Below are 18,835 nucleotides of genomic sequence, written 5' to 3'. Positions count from 1 at the left end.
CTCGGAGTTCGCCGACATGGCTGCTGCTTGGGTGCGCCTGTGCGCGTTGGTATTGATTGGTGTGTCCAGCGGCGCCGCGCTGGCAAAGGACAAGACACCTTCGGCGATCGTCGTGGGTGGCGGCCTGGCGGGCCTGACGGCCGCCTACGAGCTGCAGAACAAAGGCTGGCAGGTGACGCTGCTGGAAGCCAAGGCAGGCATGGGCGGGCGCTCGGGCCTGGCCACCAGCGAGTGGATCGGCAACGCCAAGGCGCAGCCGGTGCTCAACCAGTACCTCGACCGTTTCAAACTTGAAACACTGCCGGCACCGGAGTTCGTGCGTACCCCCGGTTACCTGATCGACGGCGAGTATTTCAGTGCCACCGACCTGGCTACCAAGCAACCGGCCACTGCCGAGGCGCTCAAGCGTTACGAGAAAACCCTTGATGACTTGGCCCGTTCGATCGAAGACCCGCTGAACCCGCAAGCCAACAGCACGCTGTTCGCCCTCGACCAGATCAACGTCTCCACCTGGCTGGACAAGCTGCAGTTGCCGACCACCGCCCGCCAGCTGGTCAACCAGCAGATCCGTACCCGCTACGATGAGCCATCGCGCCTGTCGCTGCTGTATTTTGCCCAGCAGAACCGCGTGTATCGCGGCGTCAGCGACCGTGACCTGCGTGCCGCGCGCCTGCCTGGTGGCAGCCCGGTGCTGGCCCAAGCGTTCGTCAAGCAACTGAAGACCATCAAGACCAGTTCACCCGTGACCTCCATCGTCCAGGACAAGGACGGTGTCACGGTCAAGGTCGGCAGCGTCGGCTACCAGGCGGATTACCTGGTCATGGCCGTGCCCCTGCGCGCCCTGGCCAAGATCCAGATGACCCCGGGCCTGGACAGCCAGCACCTGGCGGCGTTGAAGGGTACCAACTATGGCTGGCGCGACCAGCTGATGCTCAAGTTCAAGAAGCCGGTATGGGAAAGCCGGGCGCGCATGTCGGGCGAAATCTTCAGTAACGCAGGCTTGGGCATGCTGTGGATCGAACCCGCGCTCAAGGGTGGCGCCAACGTGGTGATCAACCTGTCGGGCGACAACGCCCGCCTGCTGCAGGCGTTCGGCGACAAACAGATGGTCGACCAGGTGCTGATCCGCCTGCATGCGTTCTACCCACAGGCCCGTGGCTCGTTCACCGGCTACGAGGTCAAGCGCTACAGCACCGACGCCGGTACCGGCGGCGCCTACCTGGCCTATGGCCCGGGCCAGATCAGCAAGTACTGGCGCCTGTGGGAGCGCCCGGTGCAGCGCATCACCTTTGCCGGTGAGCATACCGACGCCCTCTACCCAGGCACCCTGGAAGGCGCCCTGCGCAGTGGCCAGCGCGCGGCCAGCCAGGTGCAGGACCTGCTGGCCGGCAAGTCGTTCGACCCGGCCAAGGCGGCACCGGTGGCGGCGGCAGCAGCTGCAGGCGCCGTGGCGGCCAAGGAGAGCAAGGGTGGGTTCTTCTCCAACATGTTCGGTGGTTCTTCCGACAAGGGCGACAAGGCTGACAAGGCCCCGGTCAAGGCCGAGCCGAAGCCGGTCGATGAGGCCAAGCAGGATAAGCCGGGCTTCTTCAAGCGCCTTTTTGGCGGGGCGGACAAGCCTGAGGTGAAGGCCGAGCCGATTGCCAAGGCCGAGGCAGTGGCGCCGGCACCTGCGCCAACCCCGCAAGCCGCGCCGGCCCCGGTTGCGCCAGCGCCTGTGGTCAAGGAAGCAGCGGCCAAGCCTGCTGCGACCAAGGCTGCGCCTGCCAAGCGCGCACCGGCGCACAAGCCAGCCCAGACCAAAAAAGCGACTGCCAAGTCCGAACCGGCCAAGAAAGCTGTGGCCAATACTCAGGCCAAAGCGGGTTGATTTATTACAGTGCTGGCCCCTTCGCAGCGCAAGGCTGCTCCTACAGGTTCTGCGCCGTCCTGTAGGAGCAGCCTTGTGCTGCGAAAGGGGCGGCACTGGCAACCGCGAACGCTCCGTCTATCGTTAATGTTTCCTTAATGGGAAACTTACAGAATACATATCGTATTTATCGATAATCCAAAGCAGTTTTTTACGCTTTTATTCGATGCGTTACGCGTTAGTCTGTGCACAGCTTTCACGGGGAAACACGCAACATGCAACTGCGCAATTCACCTTCTCGCTACGGCGTGGTCAGCATCGTCCTGCACTGGGGCGTGGCTCTGGCAGTCTTCGGCCTGTTCGGCCTGGGCCTGTGGATGGTCGGCCTCGACTACTACAGCCCTTGGCGCAAGGCCGGCCCGGACCTGCACAAAAGCATTGGTCTGGTGCTGCTGGCGGTGATGCTGCTGCGGGTGCTCTGGCGCTTCATCAGCCCGCCACCACCGGCACCAGCCAGCCACGGCGCATTCACCCGCCTGGCAGCCAAGTTGGGCCACCTGGCCCTGTACCTGGGGCTGTTCGCGGTAATGATCGCCGGTTACCTGATTTCCACCGCCGACGGTGTCGGCATTCCGGTGTTTGGCCTGTTCGAAGTGCCGGCACTGGTCAGCGACCTGCCCGACCAGGCAGACCTGGCAGGCGTGATCCATCTCTGGCTGGCCTGGGGCTTGGTGATTTTTGCCGTGCTGCATGGCTTGGCAGCGCTCAAGCACCATTTCATCGACCGTGACGCGACCCTGACCCGCATGCTGGGCCGCAAAGCTTGACTCTCAACCTCAATTGCAAAGGAAGGAAGTAAGGATGTTGAAAAAGACTTTTGCCGCTCTGGCGCTCGGTACCGCTCTGCTCTCCGCCGGCCAGGCCATGGCTGCCGAGTACAAGATCGACAAGGAAGGCCAGCACGCGTTCGTTGACTGGAAGATCAGCCACCTGGGCTACAGCTTCATTCACGGTACCTTCAAGGACTTCGACGGCAACTTCACCTGGGACAGTGCAAAGCCTGAAGCCAGCAAGATCAACGTCGACCTGAAAACCGCCAGCCTGTGGTCGAACCACGCCGAGCGTGACAAGCACATTGCCAGCGCCGACTTCCTCGACGTGAAGAAGTATCCCGAAGCCAAGTTCGTCTCCACCAGCGTCAAGCCGACTGGCGACAAGACTGCTGACGTGACTGGCGACCTGACCATGCACGGTGTGACCAAGCCGGTCACCTTCAAGGCCACTTTCAACGGTGAAGGCAAGGATCCATGGGGCGGCGAGCGCGCTGGTTTCAACGCTACCACCACGCTGAACCTGAACGACTTCGGCATCAAGGGCCCGGGCGCTACCTCGCAGACCCTGGACCTGGATATCAGTGTTGAAGGTGTGAAGCAGAAGTAATTCTTACCTGCTGAAAACCGAGGGGGCCGCTTTGCGGCCCTATCGCGACACAAGGCCGCTCCTACAGGGATTTACGTAACCCTGTAGGAGCGGCCTTGTGTCGCGATAGGGCTGCGAAGCAGCCCCCTCGGTGCTTCTGTCAGCCCTTGCGGGTCAACAGCGCCGGGCGCTCACCGCGCGGGCGGCTCGGCAGATCATCCAGCTGCTCAGGCGTCGGGTAACGGTCGAGCTTGGATTCCTTGCGGATGATCACTGGCTGTTTTTCCGGCTGGCGCGGGTTGCGAACGGCTGGCTCTTGCCGGGCAGCATCGTCACGGGCCGGGCGGCCACGGCCACCCCCATCACGACGGGCACCGCCACCGTTGTTAGCGCGGGCTGGACGTTTCTCGCCGCCACCGCCGTTGCGCTGCTGGCCGCTGTTGCGACCTTGGCCACCGGTGTTGCTGCGGCCATTACCCTGGCCCTGACCTTGGCCGGCATTGGCACCCGGGCGACGATTCCGGCCCTGGTTCTTGCCCTGGTACGGGCTGACATAGTCGGCACGGTTGCCGAAGTTGTCGATATCGTCGTCCAGGAACTCTTCAGGATCACGGTCGGCAGGCACTTTCGGCACGCTGCCGTTGCTGGCCTGCTGTTGCTGCTGGCGTGGCTTCTTGTCACGCGGCTTGCGTTGCTGCTGTTGCTTGTCGCCGCTCTTTTCCTTGTCGGCCGGCTTGTCCGCAGCCTGTTGCTTGGCCTTGCCTTTATCCTTGCCCTTGTCCTTGCGGCCGCCGTTGGCGTCTTTGCCGCCTTCGCCGCGGGCCTGCTGGTTACGGCCACCACGGCCATTGTTCTGCTGGCGTTCGCGTACTTCAGGCTTTTCTGCTTCAACCTGGCTGGCGTCGAAACCCATCAGGTCGCCGTCAGGAATCTTCTGCTTGGTTACCCGCTCGATGCTCTTGAGCAGTTTCTCTTCATCCGGCGCGACCATGGAAATGGCCTCGCCCGAACGCCCGGCACGGCCGGTACGGCCGATACGGTGGACGTAGTCTTCCTCTACGTTCGGCAGCTCGAAGTTGACCACGTGCGGCAGCTGGTCGATGTCCAGGCCACGGGCGGCGATGTCGGTGGCGACCAGTACGCGCACGCTGTTGGCCTTGAAGTCGGCCAAGGCCTTGGTGCGAGCGTTCTGGCTCTTGTTGCCATGAATTGCGGCGGCGGTCAGGCCGTGCTTTTCCAGGTACTCGGCCAGGCGGTTGGCGCCGTGCTTGGTGCGGGTGAACACCAGTACCTGTTCCCAGGCACCCTGGGTGATCAGGTGCGCCAGCAGCGCGCGCTTGTGGCTGGCGGGCAGGCGGTAGACGCGCTGCTCGATACGCTCGACGGTAGTGTTCGGCGGGGTGACCTCGATTCGCTCCGGGTTGTGCAGGAGCTTGTCGGCGAGGTCGGTGATGTCCTTGGAGAAGGTGGCCGAGAACAACAGGTTCTGGCGCTTGGCCGGCAGGCGGGCGAGGACTTTCTTGACGTCATGGATGAAGCCCATGTCGAGCATGCGGTCGGCTTCGTCCAGCACCAGGATTTCCACGTGGGCCAGGTCAACCTTGCCTTGGCCGGCCAGGTCGAGCAGGCGGCCAGGGCAGGCGACCAGCACGTCCACACCCTTGGCAATGGCCTGGATCTGCGGGTTCATGCCGACGCCGCCGAAAATGCAGGCGCTGACCAGTGGCAGGTCACGGGCATAGACCTTGAAGCTGTCATGCACCTGGGCTGCCAGTTCGCGGGTCGGGGTCAGGACCAGCACGCGAGGTTGGCGCGGGCCATGGCGCTGCGACTTGTCGGGGTGGCCGGCCGGGAACAGGCGCTCGAGGATCGGCAGGGCGAAACCGCCGGTTTTACCAGTACCTGTCTGTGCGGCGACCATCAGGTCGCGGCCTTGCAACACGGCGGGAATCGCCCGCTGTTGCACGGGGGTCGGCTGGGTATAGCCCGCAGCCTCGATAGCGCGGACAAGAGCCTCGGAGAGACCGAGGGAAGCAAAGGACATGGGCAATCCTGTTCTCGTGTGGGCTGGGCCCGTTTGGGATGTTCTGCCTGGCGCGACGGGCATCGGTGGGATGCGATCGCGTCCGGTCCAGCTGGGCTTTCACTGCACATCCGGGTAGCAGAGGGTGGACGCGAAAGTGCGTCGATGCCGATCGGGATGCCTGTTGCGAGGCCGAGCGTCCGGGCGTGAGCCGGGCGGGAAGGCCCGAGTATAACAGAGCTATCGCGCTGTGCTGCTTTCCTGCTGCTCAACGGCGTTGAGAATGTTTCCGATGTCGCCTGTGTAGCGGTTGCTGATCGCTGCATAGGCCGGTTCCTGCTTGAAGCGCCGCAGTTCCACGGCGAAGGCCTGGGCCAGTGCCTCCCGCCCTGGCTTGCGCGCCAGCGCCAGGTACTGGGGCTGGCGGCTGATCACCAAGGGCAGCTCCTCGACCTGCTTTTGGAGGCCCAGATGCCGCAGCAGGTAATGGCCGACCTTGCGGTCGGTGATTGCCAGATCGATGCGGCCCAGCATCAGCTTGCCGAAGTTGGCTTCATGGGTAGGTGCAGCTTCGCGCCGGAAATGTACGGCTTCGTTGAAAGCGGCACCGTAGGCGTAGCCGGGTGAGGTGCCGACGGTGAGGCCGGCAAGGTCATCGAGAGTCTTGACGGCATGGCGTCGAGTGCGGGCGTGGAACAGGACGAACTCTACCTCCGACATGGGCTCGGGGGCGTACACCAGGTAGTGCTGGCGCGACTCGTTCTGGAAGATATCCATGATGCCGTCGGCCAAGCCCTGCTCGATCATTGCCAGGCAGCGCTTCCACGGCAGGAACTCCCACTCCACCTCGACGCCAAGGCGCTCGAACACCTGGGTGGTGACTTCGTAGTCGATGCCGCGCGGTTGGCCGTCGTGCTGGTACGCATAAGGTGCCCAGTCGTCGGTCACCAGGCGCAGGCGCTCGCCCAGGGCCAGCGGGCTCAGGCAGGCGAGCAACAGGATCCAGAACAGACGGGCGACGTGTGGCATGGCCGGAGATTACGCGCTCGGCCTGTTCAAGGCCAGTGAGGATGATGTTCTCCTGTGCCGGCCTCTTCGCGGGTAAGCCCGCTCCCACAGGATCTCTGCTGGCTTGCAGGCTCGCGATGTACTTGTGGGCGCGGGTTTACCCGCGAAGAGGCCGGCACAGGTTTACTCAAGTGTGGGATGACCTCAGCAGGTGCGCCTCGATATCCTTGCGCCGCTCGCCCAGCGACAGGCGCAACCCCGGGTGGCGCAGGCACTGGCGCAGTTGCTCGGGCTCCACGTGGCCATGGCGGGCGTTGAGGTTTTCCAGGGCCTTGTCCCACCAGGCCGGCGCGCAGGCGCGGTCGAACTCATTGGGGTAGGGGTAGCAGCCATAAAGCAGCTCGCGGGCGAACTGGCGCTCGTGGCTGGGCAGGGTCATGCTCAGTGCCTTGTAACCCAGGCGTTGCAGAGCCGGGGGGCGAGGCAACTGGTCATTGACCAGGGACACATCAGCCAGCGCCGCCTGGCTCAGCGGCTCGTGGCCGTGCTTGCGCAGCCAGGCCTGGATCTTGGCGCGGAACTGCGCCTTGCGGCTCCAGTAGTGGTGGATGACATCTGTGCATTCGGCCAATTCCAGCGTGCGGTAGGCCGCCACCGCCAGGCAGAACTCCTCGAGGGTATAGGCCTCGCGAGCCAGGGGGTGGAACTCGTCCATCATGGCGATGGAGCGGTCCAGGGTGCCGGCGTCTTCGACGGTGAGGCCGATCACCCCCGAATTGACCAGTGGCATCTGGCAATCAGCCAGGCCTCTGGACTCGAGGATGGCCAGCAGGTTCTTGTACAGCAGGCACTTCTGGTTGCTGCCGTAGCGCGCACCGATGGCATTGCACAGCAGGCGGCCAGGGGCTACCCGAGCGAACAGCTCCAGCGGCGACTTGCGGAAGAAGGTGTCGGTGTCGATCAGCACTGCCAGCGGGTGTTGCTGCAGCACCTGGCGCAACAGCACATGCTTGCTGCGAAAGTGATAACCGTGAGGCGCGTTCCATGCCTGGCGTGTGGCTTCGTCCAACAGGTGCACGGTGACCGGCAGACCGGCATAGGGCTGCGGGTTGTCGGTGTAAACCTGAATGTCCATGGCTTCGCCCGTGCCCAGATGGGCGAGGGCGCTGATGATGCTGAAGCAGGCTTCCTGATGGTAGGTTGCCGGGCCAAAAGCCAGGTAGACGAGCTGGGGACGCAATGGCTGAGGGGGCTGCATGGCAGGCAAGACCTGTTTAACCGGAAAATGAATAAGGCTTTAGTCTATGACCAAAGCCTTAATCAAATCTTAAACAGATTTTGCAAAAAATTTCAGCGCGGCAGCTGCAGATTGTTCCAGATCGCCAGGCTCGGCTCGGCCTGGTTCAAGGTGTAAAAGTGCAGGCCCGGTGCGCCACCTTGCAACAGCTGTTCGCACATGCCGGTGATCACTTCCTCGCCGAATGCCTGGATGCTGGCGGTGTCGTCGGCATAGGCTTCCAGCTGCTTGCGGATCCAGCGCGGGATCTCGGCGCCACAGGCGTCGGAGAAACGCGCCAGCTTGCTGTAGTTGGTGATCGGCATGATGCCGGGTACCACCGGGATGTCCACGCCCAGCTTCTGTGCGCGCTCGACGAAGTAGAAGTAGCTGTCGGCGTTGAAGAAGTACTGGGTGATGGCGCTGTCGGCACCGGCCTTGACCTTGTGCACGAAGTTGGCCAGGTCAGCCTCGAAGTTGCGGGCCTGGGGGTGCATCTCGGGGTAGGCGGCCACTTCCAGGTGGAAGTGGTCGGCAGTTTCCTGGCGGATGAATTCGACCAGGTCGCTGGCGTAGCGCAGTTCGCCACTGGCCATACCCATGCCCGATGGCAGGTCGCCACGCAGGGCGACGATGCGCTTGATGCCTGCAGCCTTGTATTCGGCCAGCAGGGCACGCAGTTCGGCCTTGGTGTCGCCTACGCACGACAGGTGCGGCGCGGCAGGTATCTTCACTTCGCTTTCCAGCTGCAGCACGGTGTTCAGCGTGCGGTCGCGGGTCGAGCCACCGGCACCGTAGGTGCAGGAGAAGAAGTCCGGGTTGTAAGCGGCCAACTGGCGGGCGACGCCCATCAGCTTTTCGTGACCGGCATCGGTCTTGGTCGGGAAGAACTCGAAACTGTAACGGCGTTCCTGGGACATCTGGCGTTCCTCTAGCAGCAAGCTTCAAGCGGCAGGCTGCAAGTAAAAGCCAGATCGGTTATGGCCGGCCTGGCTTGGGCATCGTTCAAGATCCTTGATGCTTGAGCTGCAAGCGGCAATGGCACGGTCTGCCTTTGATTGCCGCTTGACGCTTCAAGCTGGCCGCTTAGTAGCGGTAGGCGTGTGGCTTGAACGGGCCTTCGACGGTGACACCGATGTAGTCGGCCTGCTGCTTGGTCAGTTGGGTGACCACGCCACCGAAGCCGCGGACCATTTCCAGTGCCACTTCTTCGTCGAGCTTCTTCGGCAGTACTTCGACGGTCAGGCGTTCGGCTTTCTTCTCGGCCGGCAGGTCGGCGAACTTCTGCTCGAACAGGAAGATCTGCGCCAGTACCTGGTTGGCGAACGAACCGTCCATGATGCGGCTTGGGTGGCCAGTGGCGTTACCCAGGTTGACCAGGCGACCTTCGGCCAACAGGATCAGATAGTCGTCGTTCTGCGGGTCGAAGCTGCCAGCGCCGGTGCGGTGGATCTTGTGCACCTGCGGCTTGACCTCTTCCCAGGCCCAGTTCTTGCGCATGAAGGCGGTGTCGATCTCGTTGTCGAAGTGGCCGATGTTGCACACCACGGCACGCTTCTTCAGCGCCTTGAGCATGTTGGCGTCGCAGACGTTGACGTTACCGGTAGTGGTCACGATCAGGTCGATCTTGCCCAGCAGGGCCTTGTCGATGCTGGCTTCGGTGCCATTGTTGATACCGTCGATGAACGGCGAAACCACTTCGAAACCGTCCATGCAGGCCTGCATGGCGCAGATCGGGTCAACTTCGGTGACCTTGACGATCATGCCTTCCTGGCGCAGGGACTGGGCCGAGCCCTTGCCCACGTCACCGTAGCCGATCACCAGGGCCTGCTTGCCCGACAGCAGGTGGTCGGTACCACGCTTGATGGCGTCGTTCAGGCTGTGACGGCAGCCGTACTTGTTGTCGTTCTTGCTCTTGGTAACCGAGTCGTTGACGTTGATCGCCGGGACTTTCAGCTCGCCCTTGGCCAGCATGTCCAGCAGGCGGTGCACGCCGGTGGTGGTCTCTTCGGTCACACCGTGCACGCGCTCCAGCACTTGCGGGTATTTCTTGTGCAGCAGCTCGGTCAGGTCGCCACCGTCGTCGAGGACCATATTGGCGTCCCATGGCTGGCCATCCTTGAGGATGGTTTGCTCCAGGCACCACTCGTACTCCTGTTCGGTTTCACCTTTCCAGGCGAAAACCGGGATACCGGCGGCGGCGATGGACGCGGCGGCCTGGTCCTGGGTGGAGAAGATGTTGCAGGACGACCAGCGCACTTCGGCACCCAGCGCAACCAGGGTTTCGATCAGCACGGCGGTCTGGATGGTCATGTGGATGCAGCCCAGGATCTTCGCACCCTTGAGCGGTTGCTCGGCCAGGTACTTGCGACGCAGGCCCATCAGTGCAGGCATTTCCGACTCGGCGATGATGGTTTCGCGACGCCCCCAGGCGGCCAGGGAGATGTCGGCGACTTTGTAATCGGTAAAACCAGCAGGCATGTTTGCAGCGCTCATGAGAGCCTCCATTCGTAGTGTGCGAATGGGCGCCGTTGTGCGTTAAGCGCTCGCGAGAGCGAGCAACGCCCCATCCGAGCCTGACAGGCCTAGCCTGCTGCAGCGCCCCTCGGACGGGTGGCGGGCATGGCGCCGCTGTGGGCGGCCATGTGAAGCGGCGGAGATTATAGCCGCGCCCGTCGGCTTGCCCAAGGTTTTCTGTCGATTAATCGCGACGATAGTCGATGTTCAATGGAGCGGCAGCGGCCGCTCTGCCATCATTGCTGCACGTTAGCCAAGCAGGTCAGGAGTACAGATGAACTTTCATACCCGCAAGTGGGTTAAACCCGAAGACCTCAACCCAAATGGCACTTTGTTCGGTGGCAGCCTGTTGCGCTGGATCGACGAAGAGGCTGCGATCTACGCCATCGTCCAGTTGGGCAACCAGCGTGTGGTGACCAAATACATATCAGAAATCAACTTCGTCAGTGCCTCGCGTCAGGGCGACATCATCGAGCTGGGCATCACTGCCACCGAGTTCGGCCGTACCTCGATCACCCTCAAGTGCGAAGTGCGCAACAAGATCACCCGCAAGGCCATCCTCACGGTCGACAAGATGGTCTTCGTCAACCTTGGCGAGGATGGGTTGCCGGCGGCGCATGGGCGGACCGAGATCAAGTACATCCAGGACCAGTTCCCGGATTCGGCAGTGGAATGAACATTCTGGGGCCGCAAAGCGGCCCCTGCATTCTCAAGGCTGAGCGCTCACTTTGCGCACCACCCGCCCGATGCTCAACCCCTGCACCAGGATCGACGACAGCACCACGATGTAGGTGATCGACAGCAGCAGGTCACGTTCCTCGCCCAGTGGCAGCGACAGTGCCAGGGCAACCGATACCCCACCGCGCAGGCCACCCCAGGTCAGCACCCGAACCGTGCCCTTTGGCACCGGGCGCCAGCGCCGCAGCAGCACGATCGCCGGGGCCACGGTCAGCAACCGCGACAGTAGCACCGCCAGCGCCAGCACGCCGCCGGCTACCATGTGCATCCAGTTGAAAGGCAGCAGCAACAGCTCCAGGCCGATCAACGCGAACAGCAAGGCGTTGAGCATGTCGTCGATCAGCTCCCAGAAGCCGTCCATGTAGCGACGGGTCATGTCGTTCATCGCCAGGTTGCGCCCCAGGTTGCCGATTATCAGCCCGGCCACCACCATGGCGATCGGCGCCGAAACGTGCAGTTCGTAGCACATTGCCGAGCCGCCGATGACCAGCGCCAGGGTCAGCATCACTTCCACCTGGTATTGCTCGACGCTCTTGATCATGCGGTAGGTGGCATAGCCGATCAGGCCGCCGAACAGCACCCCGCCGATGGCCTCGCGGGCGAACAGGATCGCCGTATCGGTCATGCTCGGCGTTTCGCCCAAACGGATGATGCCCAGCAACACGGTGAACACCACTACCGCTGTGCCGTCATTGAACAGCGACTCGCCGACGATCGTGGTTTTCAGTGGTTTGGAGGCGTTGGCGGTACGTAGCGCGCCAAGCACGGCGATCGGGTCGGTGGGCGAGATCAGTGCACCGAACAGCAGGCAGTAGATCAGCGGCACTTGCCAGCCGAACAGGGCGAACACCCAGTGCGACAGGTAGCCGATGACGACGGTGGCAATCAGTACGCCGACGGTGGCCAGCAGGCCGATGGGCCAGCGGTAGCTGCGCAGGTCGGAAAGGTTCACGTGCAAGGCGCCGGCGAACAGCAGGAACGCCAGCATCCAGTGCATCAGCAGGTCATTGAAGTCGATCTGGTTCATCAGCCCTTCGACGCGCGCTTCCAGGCCAGGGAAGCCGATCAGGCTCAGGCCCTGCAGCATCAGGGAAAACAGCAGCGCCGTGACCATCACGCCGATGGCAGGGGGCAGGCCGATGAAACGGTAATTTACATAGGTGAGGAGGGTGGTGAGGCAGATAAACGCGGCAACTAGTTCAAGCATCCCGAATCCTGTAACAGTGGCTTCCAAGTCGTAACCCGAATGGCTCGGGCAGTTCTTTGATGACCTGGCGCAGGGTTCGGGACACACTATTTGACTGTGCAGGTAGACCGCGTTTCTGTTGTGAGGTTTCCATCGGGTTTCATCATGCTTCGGTTCTTGCTGTCGAGCACTCATGGCTTTCTGGCTCGACGGGCTGGTGCTGCAAGCCGGAGCCCGGTAGGGCGACCTCGGCGATTCGCGTCGAGAAGTACCTGTCGAAAGGCTCCCAGTCGGGATATTCCTCGGGCGAGACAGCCATTGCCATCAAACGACCTACAAGGCCGCAGATCCAGTCTGCGCATTGCAGGGTCTGGAAGAGGTGGCTTTCGCCCTGCAGCGGCGGCTCTATCAGGCTCCGACATTTTTCTGCGGGATCCTCGAACATTGCCAGGGTGCAGGCTTCTACATTTTGCTCACGCCACTCGTTGCCAGCACGCTGCTCATCCAGCAGGAGCATGAAGGTTGAGCGGGACTGCGTGCAGTAACGATCGATCGTTCGCACCGCATGCAGCAGTTGGCGTCTGAATGTCTTGGTCGCGTCGTGCTGCCTGGCCGGGCCGGTCTTATGTTCACCCGCATAAATGACATACCCACCAATCTTTCTGATGTGGTTGAGCAGGCGAAACGTTGCCTGTCTCAACGATCGATATTGTGTGACGTTACGTGTCGTGAATAACTTTGAGCCCTTCTTTTCCCATTGATAGGGAGGGAGGCTTCTGGGGTTTTCATGGTTTATATCCCAGGCAAGTAACTGGCATTTCAGCTGATAGAAGAAGATGGCGAACTCCCGTACTTCTTCTGCAGGTAGTAGCACCCCACCCAGCCCGAACACTGGACTGGTCTTGAACTGGGTATGAGTGCGCGAGATGTATTGCCCGACATGGCCGAATTCGTCGAGGTAGGCCACATAATGCGTCATGATTTCTGGGTGTCCTTGGCCCAGAAACACGAAAGCCCGCATGCTTGCGCATCGCGGGCCTCGGAAGGTAGGCACGGGTAACCCCATGCGTTACGGCGATCCTAATCCTGCAAAGCCTGAAGCGTCAATCGCGTTTCGTAAGCGAGTGTGTTTCCGTTTGGGTGGCCGCCTTGAGGTATCACGCGTTTCCATGCGGCACAGCGAGCGATGAGTGTATTGCGTTTTGGGGTAAGCCCCGGCTTGCAAGGCGTATTGAAACTTCCACAGAGTTTGTAGTCTTTTTCCTTAGTCGTACCTTTTACCCAATGTATAGTGCTGCAAACGAATCTGACTCGAAGGCAAGGACGATTTCGCGTGCTGGCAACTTCCCTAGTGTTGGTCGCTGCCCTGCTGCATGCGACCTGGAATACCCTGATCAAATTCAGCGGCGAGCGCCTGCTGGTGATCGCCAGCATGGATACGGTGGCGTTGGCCTTCGCGGTGCTGGCGGTGCCCTTCGCCGCGGTACCGCCGACTAATATCTGGCCCTGGCTTCTGGCTTCGGCGCTGGCCGAGCAGTTGTACCGCTTCCTGTTGATCCAGGCCTACCGCGTGGGCGACCTGGGGCTGGTCTATCCTCTGATGCGCGGGCTGTCGCCGTTGGTGGTGCTGGGGCTGACCCTGGCCTTTGCCGGCGAATCGCTGAGCCAGCAGCAGATCATCGGCATCCTGCTGATCCCCTGTGGCATGGCTTGCCTGTTGTGGCAGGGCGGTGGCGGTGACCGGCTGCCTTGGTCGATGCTGCCGGTGGTTGTCCTGATTGGCCTGTGTATTGGTTGCTACACCTGGTTCGACGGCCAGGCCGTGCGCTTGTGGGGCAAGCCTTGGGATTATCTGGTATGGCTGACCTTGCTCAGTGCCTGGCCCTTCCCGTTGCTGGCCAGCGTGGCCCGACGTGCGCCATTCATCTTGTTCTGGCGCCTTCAGTGGCGCCTGGGGCTGGCGGTGGGGCTGTGTGTACTGCTCAGTTACGCGCTGGTGCTGTGGGCCATGCACCTCGGGTCGGTGGCCGAAGCGGCGGCGTTGCGCGAGTTGAGTGTGATTCTGGTGGTGCTGCTGGGCATGCGCTACCTGAAAGAACCTTTTGGCGGGCCGAGACTCCTAGCTTGCGGGCTGGTGTTGGCCGGCATGCTGGTAATGAAGCTTTGACCCGAAGACTGAACAAGGAGTCCTGTCCATGACTGTTGCCCTGTGGTGCATCCTGATCGCGCTGCTCTTGCCGCCACTGTGCGCGTTGATCGCCAAGGCCGGTAGTGGCCGCTTCCGACTGCGCGACAACCACGACCCGCGTGCGTTCCTGGATACCCTGTCCGGGCTGCCGCGGCGCGCGCATGCTGCCCAGCAGAACAGTTACGAGGCCTTCCCGGCATTTGCCGCGGCGGTGCTGGTGGCGGATATCGTCGGCAATGCCGAGCAGGTGACCCAGGATGTGCTGGGGGTGATGTACATCACCAGCCGGCTGCTTTACATCATCTGTTACCTGGCCGACTGGGCCATGCTGCGATCGCTGGTGTGGTTTGCCGGGATGGCGATGATCGTGGCTTTCTTCGTGGTTTCAATCTGATACCGCGTCGCCTTCTTCGCGGGCAAGCCCGCGAAGAATCCACCGTCGATCAAGGTACTTTCGGCACCTCGGGCAGCGGCTTGCCCTTGGGCCACAGCATCCAGATCTGCCCCTGCTGCTTCATGTTCCCGGCCAGTTCTCCAGCTTCCGGCCCAGTGCCCCAGAACAGGTCCGCGCGCACCTCGCCAGTAATTGCCCCGCCGGTATCCTGGGCCCCCACCGGGCGTACCACCGGCGTACCGTCCGGGCGAGTGGTGGACAACCACAGCAAGCTGCCCAGCGGAATCACCTTGCGGTCGATGGCCACGCTGTAGCCAGCGGTCAGCGGTACGTTCAGCGAACCGCGTGGCCCTTCGTTGCTGTCCGGGCGGGTGCTGAAGAACACGTAGCTGGGGTTGCTGGCGAGCAGTTCCGGCACCCGTTGTGGGTTGGCCTGGGCCCAGGCATGAATGGCGCCCATGCTCACTTCTTCCTTCTTCAACTGGCCCTGTTCCACCAGCCAGCGCCCGATCGGCCGGTAGGGGTGGCCGTTCTGGTCGGCGTAACCCAGGCGCAGCTGGCGCCCGTCTTCCAGTTGTACCCGGCCGGAACCCTGAATCTGCAGAAACTGCAGGTCCATCGGGTCGGTCAGCCAGGCCAGCACCGGTGCCTTGACGCCGTCACGGTTGATCACCTCGGCGGTGTCGTATGGCTTGAGCACCCGGCCATCAAGGCGACCGCGCAGACGCTTGCCCTTGAGTTCGGGGTACACGCTGGCCAGGTCGACCACGATCATGTCGTCGGGGATGCCATAGACCGCCACGTGGTTGGTTGCCGACTGGCTCAGGCTGCCAGGGTAGACCGGTTCGTAGTAACCGGTGATCAGGCCGTTGGCGTTATTCTCGGCCGAGCGCAGGCCGTATACCTGCAGGTTCTGTTGCAGGAAGGCACGCACCTGCAAGGCATTGTCGGGCACGCTGGCGGCTGCTTCGCAGGTGCTGGCCCAGACGGTGTCGCGCTTTAGCTTTTCACAGCCGTTGCGCCAGGCCTGGAAGCCCGCCACCAGGTCGCTGTCGCTGACGGTGGGCAGGTCCTGCCAAGTGGCATTGGCGTAGGTGGCGATGGCATGGGGCTCGGGTTTGGTGCTTTCGCCACCGTTGCAGCCGGCCAGCAGGGCCAGCGCCGGAAGTGTCCAGGCCAGATGGCGCAGGGCAGATTTCATGAGTACGTTCCTGTCATGGGTGAACACGGATATTCGCCCCTGTTTTTTATGTGGCTATTGGTCTTTGGCCGCTGGGCGGCGATACTGGCCGCCCATTTGCGTAGGCCGAAGTGACCGTGATGTTGAAGCGATTGACCATTGTTCTGCTGGCAGCACTGGCTCTGGGTGGTTGTGACCGGGTTGACCCGAACTCCCCGCTGGGCAAGCGCAAGGTGATCTTCAAGGACATGCTCAAGACCAGCGAAGACCTGGGCGGCATGTTGCGTGGGCGGTTGCCGTTCGACGGGGTGAAGTTTGCCGACGGTGCGCTGAAGCTGGACAACCTTTCGCACCAGCCCTGGCAGCACTTCCCACAGGCTCGTGATGGTGGCGACAGTAGTGCGCGTGCCGAGGTATGGGAGCGGCAGACGCGCTTTCATGACCTGGCCCGCCAGCTGGAAGGCGTCACTGGCGAACTGGTCGATGTCACCCGCGGTCAGCCGCTGGACGCTGCGCAGCTGAAGGCGCCGATGGACAAGGTCGAAGCGGCTTGCAAGGCCTGTCATACGGAATTCCGCAATCATTGATGGACTGCATTGCCCTGTGTAGGAGCGGCCTTGTGTCGCGATAGGGCTGCGCAGCGGCCCCAGGATTTCAGCTGATGCACAAATGGCCGGGGCCGCTTTGCGGCCCATCGCGACACAAGGCCGCTCCTACAATGATCGCGTTTGCCCGGTCGGAGCCTCAGCGATCCAGATCCTCCACCGCTTCCTGCAGTTCCTTGCGCGACTCGGCCAGCTTGTCCTTGCGCTTGTTGATCTTCTCCGAATCGCCTTTCTTCTCGGCTTTCTTCAAGTCCTTTTCCCGCTGCGCCACTTCGTGACGGGCGTCGAGCACCTTCTGCTCACGTTCCTTGCGCAGGCCGGCGTCGGTGCAGTTATCGACCCCTCGCAGTGCCTCTTCAAGCCCTGCGGCCTGTTCGTTGTTGCCGTGGTCACGGGCAATCTTCAACTGGTTCTCGATGGCGCTACGCTTGGCGGCGCAACCGGTCAGGCCGGCATCCGGCTGGGCGGCTTGTGCGGCACCAGCGGCCAGGCCCAGTGTCGCGATCAGGAAAAGGGTCGAAATACGTTTCATGAAAAGCCTCCTTGAGGGGGCGGGGCAGCAAAAGTTGGGGGAAATCCTGCCTTGGTTTTGCCCATTTAGAAACCCTTGTTGGGGTTTTCCGGCTTAATCTCGGGATTTTCCTACAGGTAAATTGGTAAATAATCATTGCTCGATGCTTTGCCTGTCGATCCGGAATCCATCGATCCCTGCCGTGGCCAGTTGCGTTGCAATGGCTTGAACCTCGGTGGTTGCAAAAAATCCAGCAAGCTGTTGCCCGCGCTTTTCGCCGATACCGGGCATGGCTTGCCATTCAAGATTCGTGCGGGCAGCCAGCTCCAGCCAGTCGCCTGTTACCTGCATGCCGGTGGGTGTAGGCGCGCCGAGTCCGCGCAGCCATTGCGCAAAGGGCCGTGAGCGGGCTTGGTCGAAACTGCCCAGCAACTGCGAAGCCGTTGTGTCACTGATACCCGCTACCTGGGCCAGGCGCTCGGCATCCAGATGCAGCCAGTCGGTCATCGAGGTCACCAGCCCGGCAGCCACCAGTCGGCGCCAGGTACCAGGGCCGGTGCGCGGCAGGGCCAGCCCCTGCTTGCCGCTGAGCCAGGTGAGACGAGCAATGAACTGCTCTTCGCAGCCTTCGCTGATCTGCCAGCAGCTGTGGGCATGATGCTGGCCGGGCGCTGGTGCGATCACCGGCTGGCGCTCGGCGGCGCGGTGCACCACTTGCTCCAAGCGTGGGATGGTCAGCCCGGCAAGGCTGACGGCCACCTGGTCACCGGGGCGGATGTCGAGCTTGAGCCAACGTGCCAGCGATCCCAGGCTCACCTGGGTGATTCGCCGGTCATCCAGGGTAACCGGCAGTACATGCAAGACTGGCGTAACCCTGCCGGTACGGCCGACGCGGAAGCGTACTTCGCGCACTTCGGCCAAGGCCTGCGTGTACGGGTGCTTCCACGCCGCGATCCAGTAGGGCGCCTTGGCCTGCCAGCGCTCGGACGGAGGCCGGACGCCTTGGCGCAACACCACGCCATCGGTGGCGAAAGGCAGGGGTGAGCGGTACCAGTACTCACGCCAGTGCGCTGCATCGTCCGCTGTTTCTATGGCGACGCTGTAATCCTGGCTGTGCGCAAAACCCAGATCCGCCAGCTGCGCGAGGCGCTCGGCCTGCTGGTCTGGGCCCTGCGGCCAGTCCCATACGAACAGGCCGATGCGCTCACCTTGCTCACGACCCAGCTGCTTGCGAGCCAGCAGCCCGGCTACTGTCCCTCGGGCGTTGGCGCTGCCTGCCCGGGCTTGCACATGCGCGTCCAGGCGCAGGTACAATTCGCCCTGCAGTTGCAGGTCAATGGCCTGGGGCAGCTGCCGGTTGAGTTCGACGAGCAGGGGGATGTGGCGGCTCCAGTCGTGCCCCTGCACGCCGTCCCCCCGGCTGATCAACTGCACCAGCCGGCCCTTTCGGTAGATGAGGGAGACTGCTACGCCATCGACCTTTGGTTGCACCCAGACATCTGCCTTGCCGGCCAGCCAGCGTTCTACAGCCTGACGGTCGGCCAGCTTGTCGACGCCGGTGTGCGGTACCGGATGCGGAATTGGCCCGCCAGCGCTGGCCAGCGGGGACGGGGTAGTCGTGATGCCAAAGCATTGCTGCAGGTGCGCCAGGTGCTGGCGGCTCTGGTCGTACAGTTCATCGGCCACCAGTGCGATGCCCTTACGATGATAATGGTCGTCCCAGCGGGCAAGCGTGGCGCGCAGTCGGCTCACTTCAGCCTCGACTTGTTGCGGGTTCCAGGTGGGGCATGTGGCGGCACGGGCCAGGGGAGCATTCAACGTCAACAGTAGGGCGAAAAGCAGCATGAGCGGCATGGCCAGCATCCTTGCATGGCGGGTGTGAGCCCTCAGCCTAGGCAGGTAGCGTGCGGGTCGCCATGCAGCGTTTGTCAGCCCATATGT

17 protein-coding genes and 1 riboswitch are annotated in these 18,835 nt (G+C 62.5%); of the genes, 7 read left to right on the top strand and 10 right to left on the bottom strand.

Annotation, left to right across the window (positions count from 1 at the left end; translation table 11 throughout):
- Positions 1-16: 16 nt before the first annotated feature.
- The 3 genes from GEV38_RS25170 to GEV38_RS25160 all read left to right on the top strand — a co-directional run bounded on the left by GEV38_RS25170 (position 17) and on the right by GEV38_RS25160 (position 3,289).
- Positions 17-1,870 (top strand): flavin monoamine oxidase family protein, encoded by a 1,854-nt coding sequence (locus GEV38_RS25170; RefSeq protein ID WP_015272074.1) that lies wholly within the window; start codon positions 17-19, stop codon positions 1,868-1,870.
- Positions 1,871-2,124: 254 nt separating this feature from the next.
- Positions 2,125-2,676 carry a cytochrome b gene (locus tag GEV38_RS25165; protein WP_003257760.1) on the top strand — a complete coding sequence of 184 codons (552 nt, stop codon included), beginning with the start codon at positions 2,125-2,127 and terminating at the stop codon, positions 2,674-2,676.
- Positions 2,677-2,710: 34 nt separating this feature from the next.
- Entirely contained in the window at positions 2,711-3,289 is a 579-nt protein-coding gene (locus GEV38_RS25160) for a YceI family protein (protein WP_013974517.1), read from the top strand.
- 139 nt (positions 3,290-3,428) lie between these two features.
- Here the strand turns inward: GEV38_RS25160 and GEV38_RS25155 are convergent, their stop codons facing one another.
- From GEV38_RS25155 to ahcY, 5 genes are all read right to left on the bottom strand, one after another.
- Positions 3,429-5,312 (bottom strand): DEAD/DEAH box helicase, encoded by a 1,884-nt coding sequence (locus GEV38_RS25155; RefSeq protein ID WP_015272073.1) that lies wholly within the window; start codon positions 5,310-5,312, stop codon positions 3,429-3,431.
- Between the two features lie 219 nt (positions 5,313-5,531).
- Positions 5,532-6,320, bottom strand: a complete 789-nt coding sequence (locus GEV38_RS25150; protein ID WP_015272072.1) for an ABC transporter substrate-binding protein — start codon at positions 6,318-6,320, stop codon at positions 5,532-5,534.
- A gap of 166 nt (positions 6,321-6,486) precedes the next feature.
- Positions 6,487-7,557, bottom strand: coding sequence for a hypothetical protein (locus GEV38_RS25145; RefSeq protein WP_015272071.1), 1,071 nt, complete (start codon positions 7,555-7,557; stop codon positions 6,487-6,489).
- Positions 7,558-7,649: 92 nt separating this feature from the next.
- Positions 7,650-8,495, bottom strand: coding sequence for a methylenetetrahydrofolate reductase [NAD(P)H] (gene metF / locus GEV38_RS25140; protein ID WP_015272070.1), 846 nt, complete (start codon positions 8,493-8,495; stop codon positions 7,650-7,652).
- A 166-nt stretch (positions 8,496-8,661) separates the two neighbouring features.
- Positions 8,662-10,071 carry an adenosylhomocysteinase gene (gene ahcY, locus GEV38_RS25135; RefSeq protein WP_015272069.1) on the bottom strand — a complete coding sequence of 470 codons (1,410 nt, stop codon included), beginning with the start codon at positions 10,069-10,071 and terminating at the stop codon, positions 8,662-8,664.
- Positions 10,072-10,091: 20 nt separating this feature from the next.
- Positions 10,092-10,188: riboswitch (S-adenosyl-L-homocysteine riboswitch) on the bottom strand.
- Positions 10,189-10,366: 178 nt separating this feature from the next.
- Between ahcY and GEV38_RS25130 the strand changes: the two genes are divergently transcribed.
- The gene (locus GEV38_RS25130; protein ID WP_003257757.1) at positions 10,367-10,768 is read left to right on the top strand and encodes an acyl-CoA thioesterase; all 402 of its coding nucleotides are present in this window, start codon (positions 10,367-10,369) and stop codon (positions 10,766-10,768) included.
- 33 nt (positions 10,769-10,801) lie between these two features.
- Here the strand turns inward: GEV38_RS25130 and GEV38_RS25125 are convergent, their stop codons facing one another.
- Both GEV38_RS25125 and GEV38_RS25120 read right to left on the bottom strand, forming a co-directional pair.
- Positions 10,802-12,037: a sodium:proton antiporter gene (locus GEV38_RS25125; protein WP_015272068.1), complete on the bottom strand. Its 1,236-nt coding sequence runs from the start codon at positions 12,035-12,037 to the stop codon at positions 10,802-10,804.
- Between the two features lie 142 nt (positions 12,038-12,179).
- Entirely contained in the window at positions 12,180-12,995 is an 816-nt protein-coding gene (locus tag GEV38_RS25120; protein ID WP_015272067.1) for a DUF3800 domain-containing protein, read from the bottom strand.
- Between the two features lie 354 nt (positions 12,996-13,349).
- On the opposite strand from GEV38_RS25120, the gene GEV38_RS25115 reads away from it, so the two are divergent.
- Positions 13,350-14,183, top strand: coding sequence for an EamA family transporter (locus GEV38_RS25115; protein ID WP_015272066.1), 834 nt, complete (start codon positions 13,350-13,352; stop codon positions 14,181-14,183).
- Positions 14,184-14,211: 28 nt separating this feature from the next.
- The gene (locus GEV38_RS25110; RefSeq protein WP_015272065.1) at positions 14,212-14,598 is read left to right on the top strand and encodes an MAPEG family protein; all 387 of its coding nucleotides are present in this window, start codon (positions 14,212-14,214) and stop codon (positions 14,596-14,598) included.
- Positions 14,599-14,647: 49 nt separating this feature from the next.
- On the opposite strand, the gene GEV38_RS25105 is transcribed toward GEV38_RS25110, so the two are convergent.
- A complete protein-coding gene (locus tag GEV38_RS25105; protein WP_015272064.1) occupies positions 14,648-15,799 on the bottom strand; it encodes a murein transglycosylase A in 1,152 nt (383 codons plus the stop codon).
- A 119-nt stretch (positions 15,800-15,918) separates the two neighbouring features.
- Here GEV38_RS25105 and GEV38_RS25100 point away from each other — a divergent pair, with 119 nt between their 5' ends.
- A complete protein-coding gene (locus GEV38_RS25100) occupies positions 15,919-16,365 on the top strand; it encodes a cytochrome c (RefSeq protein ID WP_015272063.1) in 447 nt (148 codons plus the stop codon).
- A 157-nt stretch (positions 16,366-16,522) separates the two neighbouring features.
- Here GEV38_RS25100 and GEV38_RS25095 read toward each other — a convergent pair whose 3' ends face one another.
- The gene (locus GEV38_RS25095; RefSeq protein WP_015272062.1) at positions 16,523-16,915 is read right to left on the bottom strand and encodes a DUF1090 domain-containing protein; all 393 of its coding nucleotides are present in this window, start codon (positions 16,913-16,915) and stop codon (positions 16,523-16,525) included.
- Between the two features lie 132 nt (positions 16,916-17,047).
- The gene (gene ligB, locus GEV38_RS25090; RefSeq protein ID WP_015272061.1) at positions 17,048-18,748 is read right to left on the bottom strand and encodes an NAD-dependent DNA ligase LigB; all 1,701 of its coding nucleotides are present in this window, start codon (positions 18,746-18,748) and stop codon (positions 17,048-17,050) included.
- Between the last annotated feature and the right edge of the window lie 87 nt (positions 18,749-18,835).

Source organism: Pseudomonas sp. 13159349 (genome assembly GCF_013305685.1).
GTDB lineage: Bacteria > Pseudomonadota > Gammaproteobacteria > Pseudomonadales > Pseudomonadaceae > Aquipseudomonas > Aquipseudomonas asiatica.
The sequence above is the reverse complement of the archived record's forward strand: the minus strand, read 5'-3'. Positions and strand labels throughout refer to the sequence as shown.

What these genes read in the sequence shown, in the direction of transcription:
- ahcY (WP_015272069.1), bottom strand. Translation starts at nt 10,071, where the DNA reads ATGAGCGCTGCAAACATGCCTGCTGGTTTTACCGATTACAAAGTCGCC.
- metF (WP_015272070.1), bottom strand. Translation starts at nt 8,495, where the DNA reads ATGTCCCAGGAACGCCGTTACAGTTTCGAGTTCTTCCCGACCAAGACC.
- GEV38_RS25170 (WP_015272074.1), top strand. Translation starts at nt 17, where the DNA reads ATGGCTGCTGCTTGGGTGCGCCTGTGCGCGTTGGTATTGATTGGTGTG.
- GEV38_RS25145 (WP_015272071.1), bottom strand. Translation starts at nt 7,557, where the DNA reads ATGCAGCCCCCTCAGCCATTGCGTCCCCAGCTCGTCTACCTGGCTTTT.
- GEV38_RS25105 (WP_015272064.1), bottom strand. Translation starts at nt 15,799, where the DNA reads ATGAAATCTGCCCTGCGCCATCTGGCCTGGACACTTCCGGCGCTGGCC.
- GEV38_RS25150 (WP_015272072.1), bottom strand. Translation starts at nt 6,320, where the DNA reads ATGCCACACGTCGCCCGTCTGTTCTGGATCCTGTTGCTCGCCTGCCTG.
- GEV38_RS25165 (WP_003257760.1), top strand. Translation starts at nt 2,125, where the DNA reads ATGCAACTGCGCAATTCACCTTCTCGCTACGGCGTGGTCAGCATCGTC.
- GEV38_RS25125 (WP_015272068.1), bottom strand. Translation starts at nt 12,037, where the DNA reads ATGCTTGAACTAGTTGCCGCGTTTATCTGCCTCACCACCCTCCTCACC.
- GEV38_RS25155 (WP_015272073.1), bottom strand. Translation starts at nt 5,312, where the DNA reads ATGTCCTTTGCTTCCCTCGGTCTCTCCGAGGCTCTTGTCCGCGCTATC.
- ligB (WP_015272061.1), bottom strand. Translation starts at nt 18,748, where the DNA reads ATGCCGCTCATGCTGCTTTTCGCCCTACTGTTGACGTTGAATGCTCCC.
- GEV38_RS25095 (WP_015272062.1), bottom strand. Translation starts at nt 16,915, where the DNA reads ATGAAACGTATTTCGACCCTTTTCCTGATCGCGACACTGGGCCTGGCC.
- GEV38_RS25100 (WP_015272063.1), top strand. Translation starts at nt 15,919, where the DNA reads ATGTTGAAGCGATTGACCATTGTTCTGCTGGCAGCACTGGCTCTGGGT.
- GEV38_RS25160 (WP_013974517.1), top strand. Translation starts at nt 2,711, where the DNA reads ATGTTGAAAAAGACTTTTGCCGCTCTGGCGCTCGGTACCGCTCTGCTC.
- GEV38_RS25110 (WP_015272065.1), top strand. Translation starts at nt 14,212, where the DNA reads ATGACTGTTGCCCTGTGGTGCATCCTGATCGCGCTGCTCTTGCCGCCA.
- GEV38_RS25120 (WP_015272067.1), bottom strand. Translation starts at nt 12,995, where the DNA reads ATGACGCATTATGTGGCCTACCTCGACGAATTCGGCCATGTCGGGCAA.
- GEV38_RS25130 (WP_003257757.1), top strand. Translation starts at nt 10,367, where the DNA reads ATGAACTTTCATACCCGCAAGTGGGTTAAACCCGAAGACCTCAACCCA.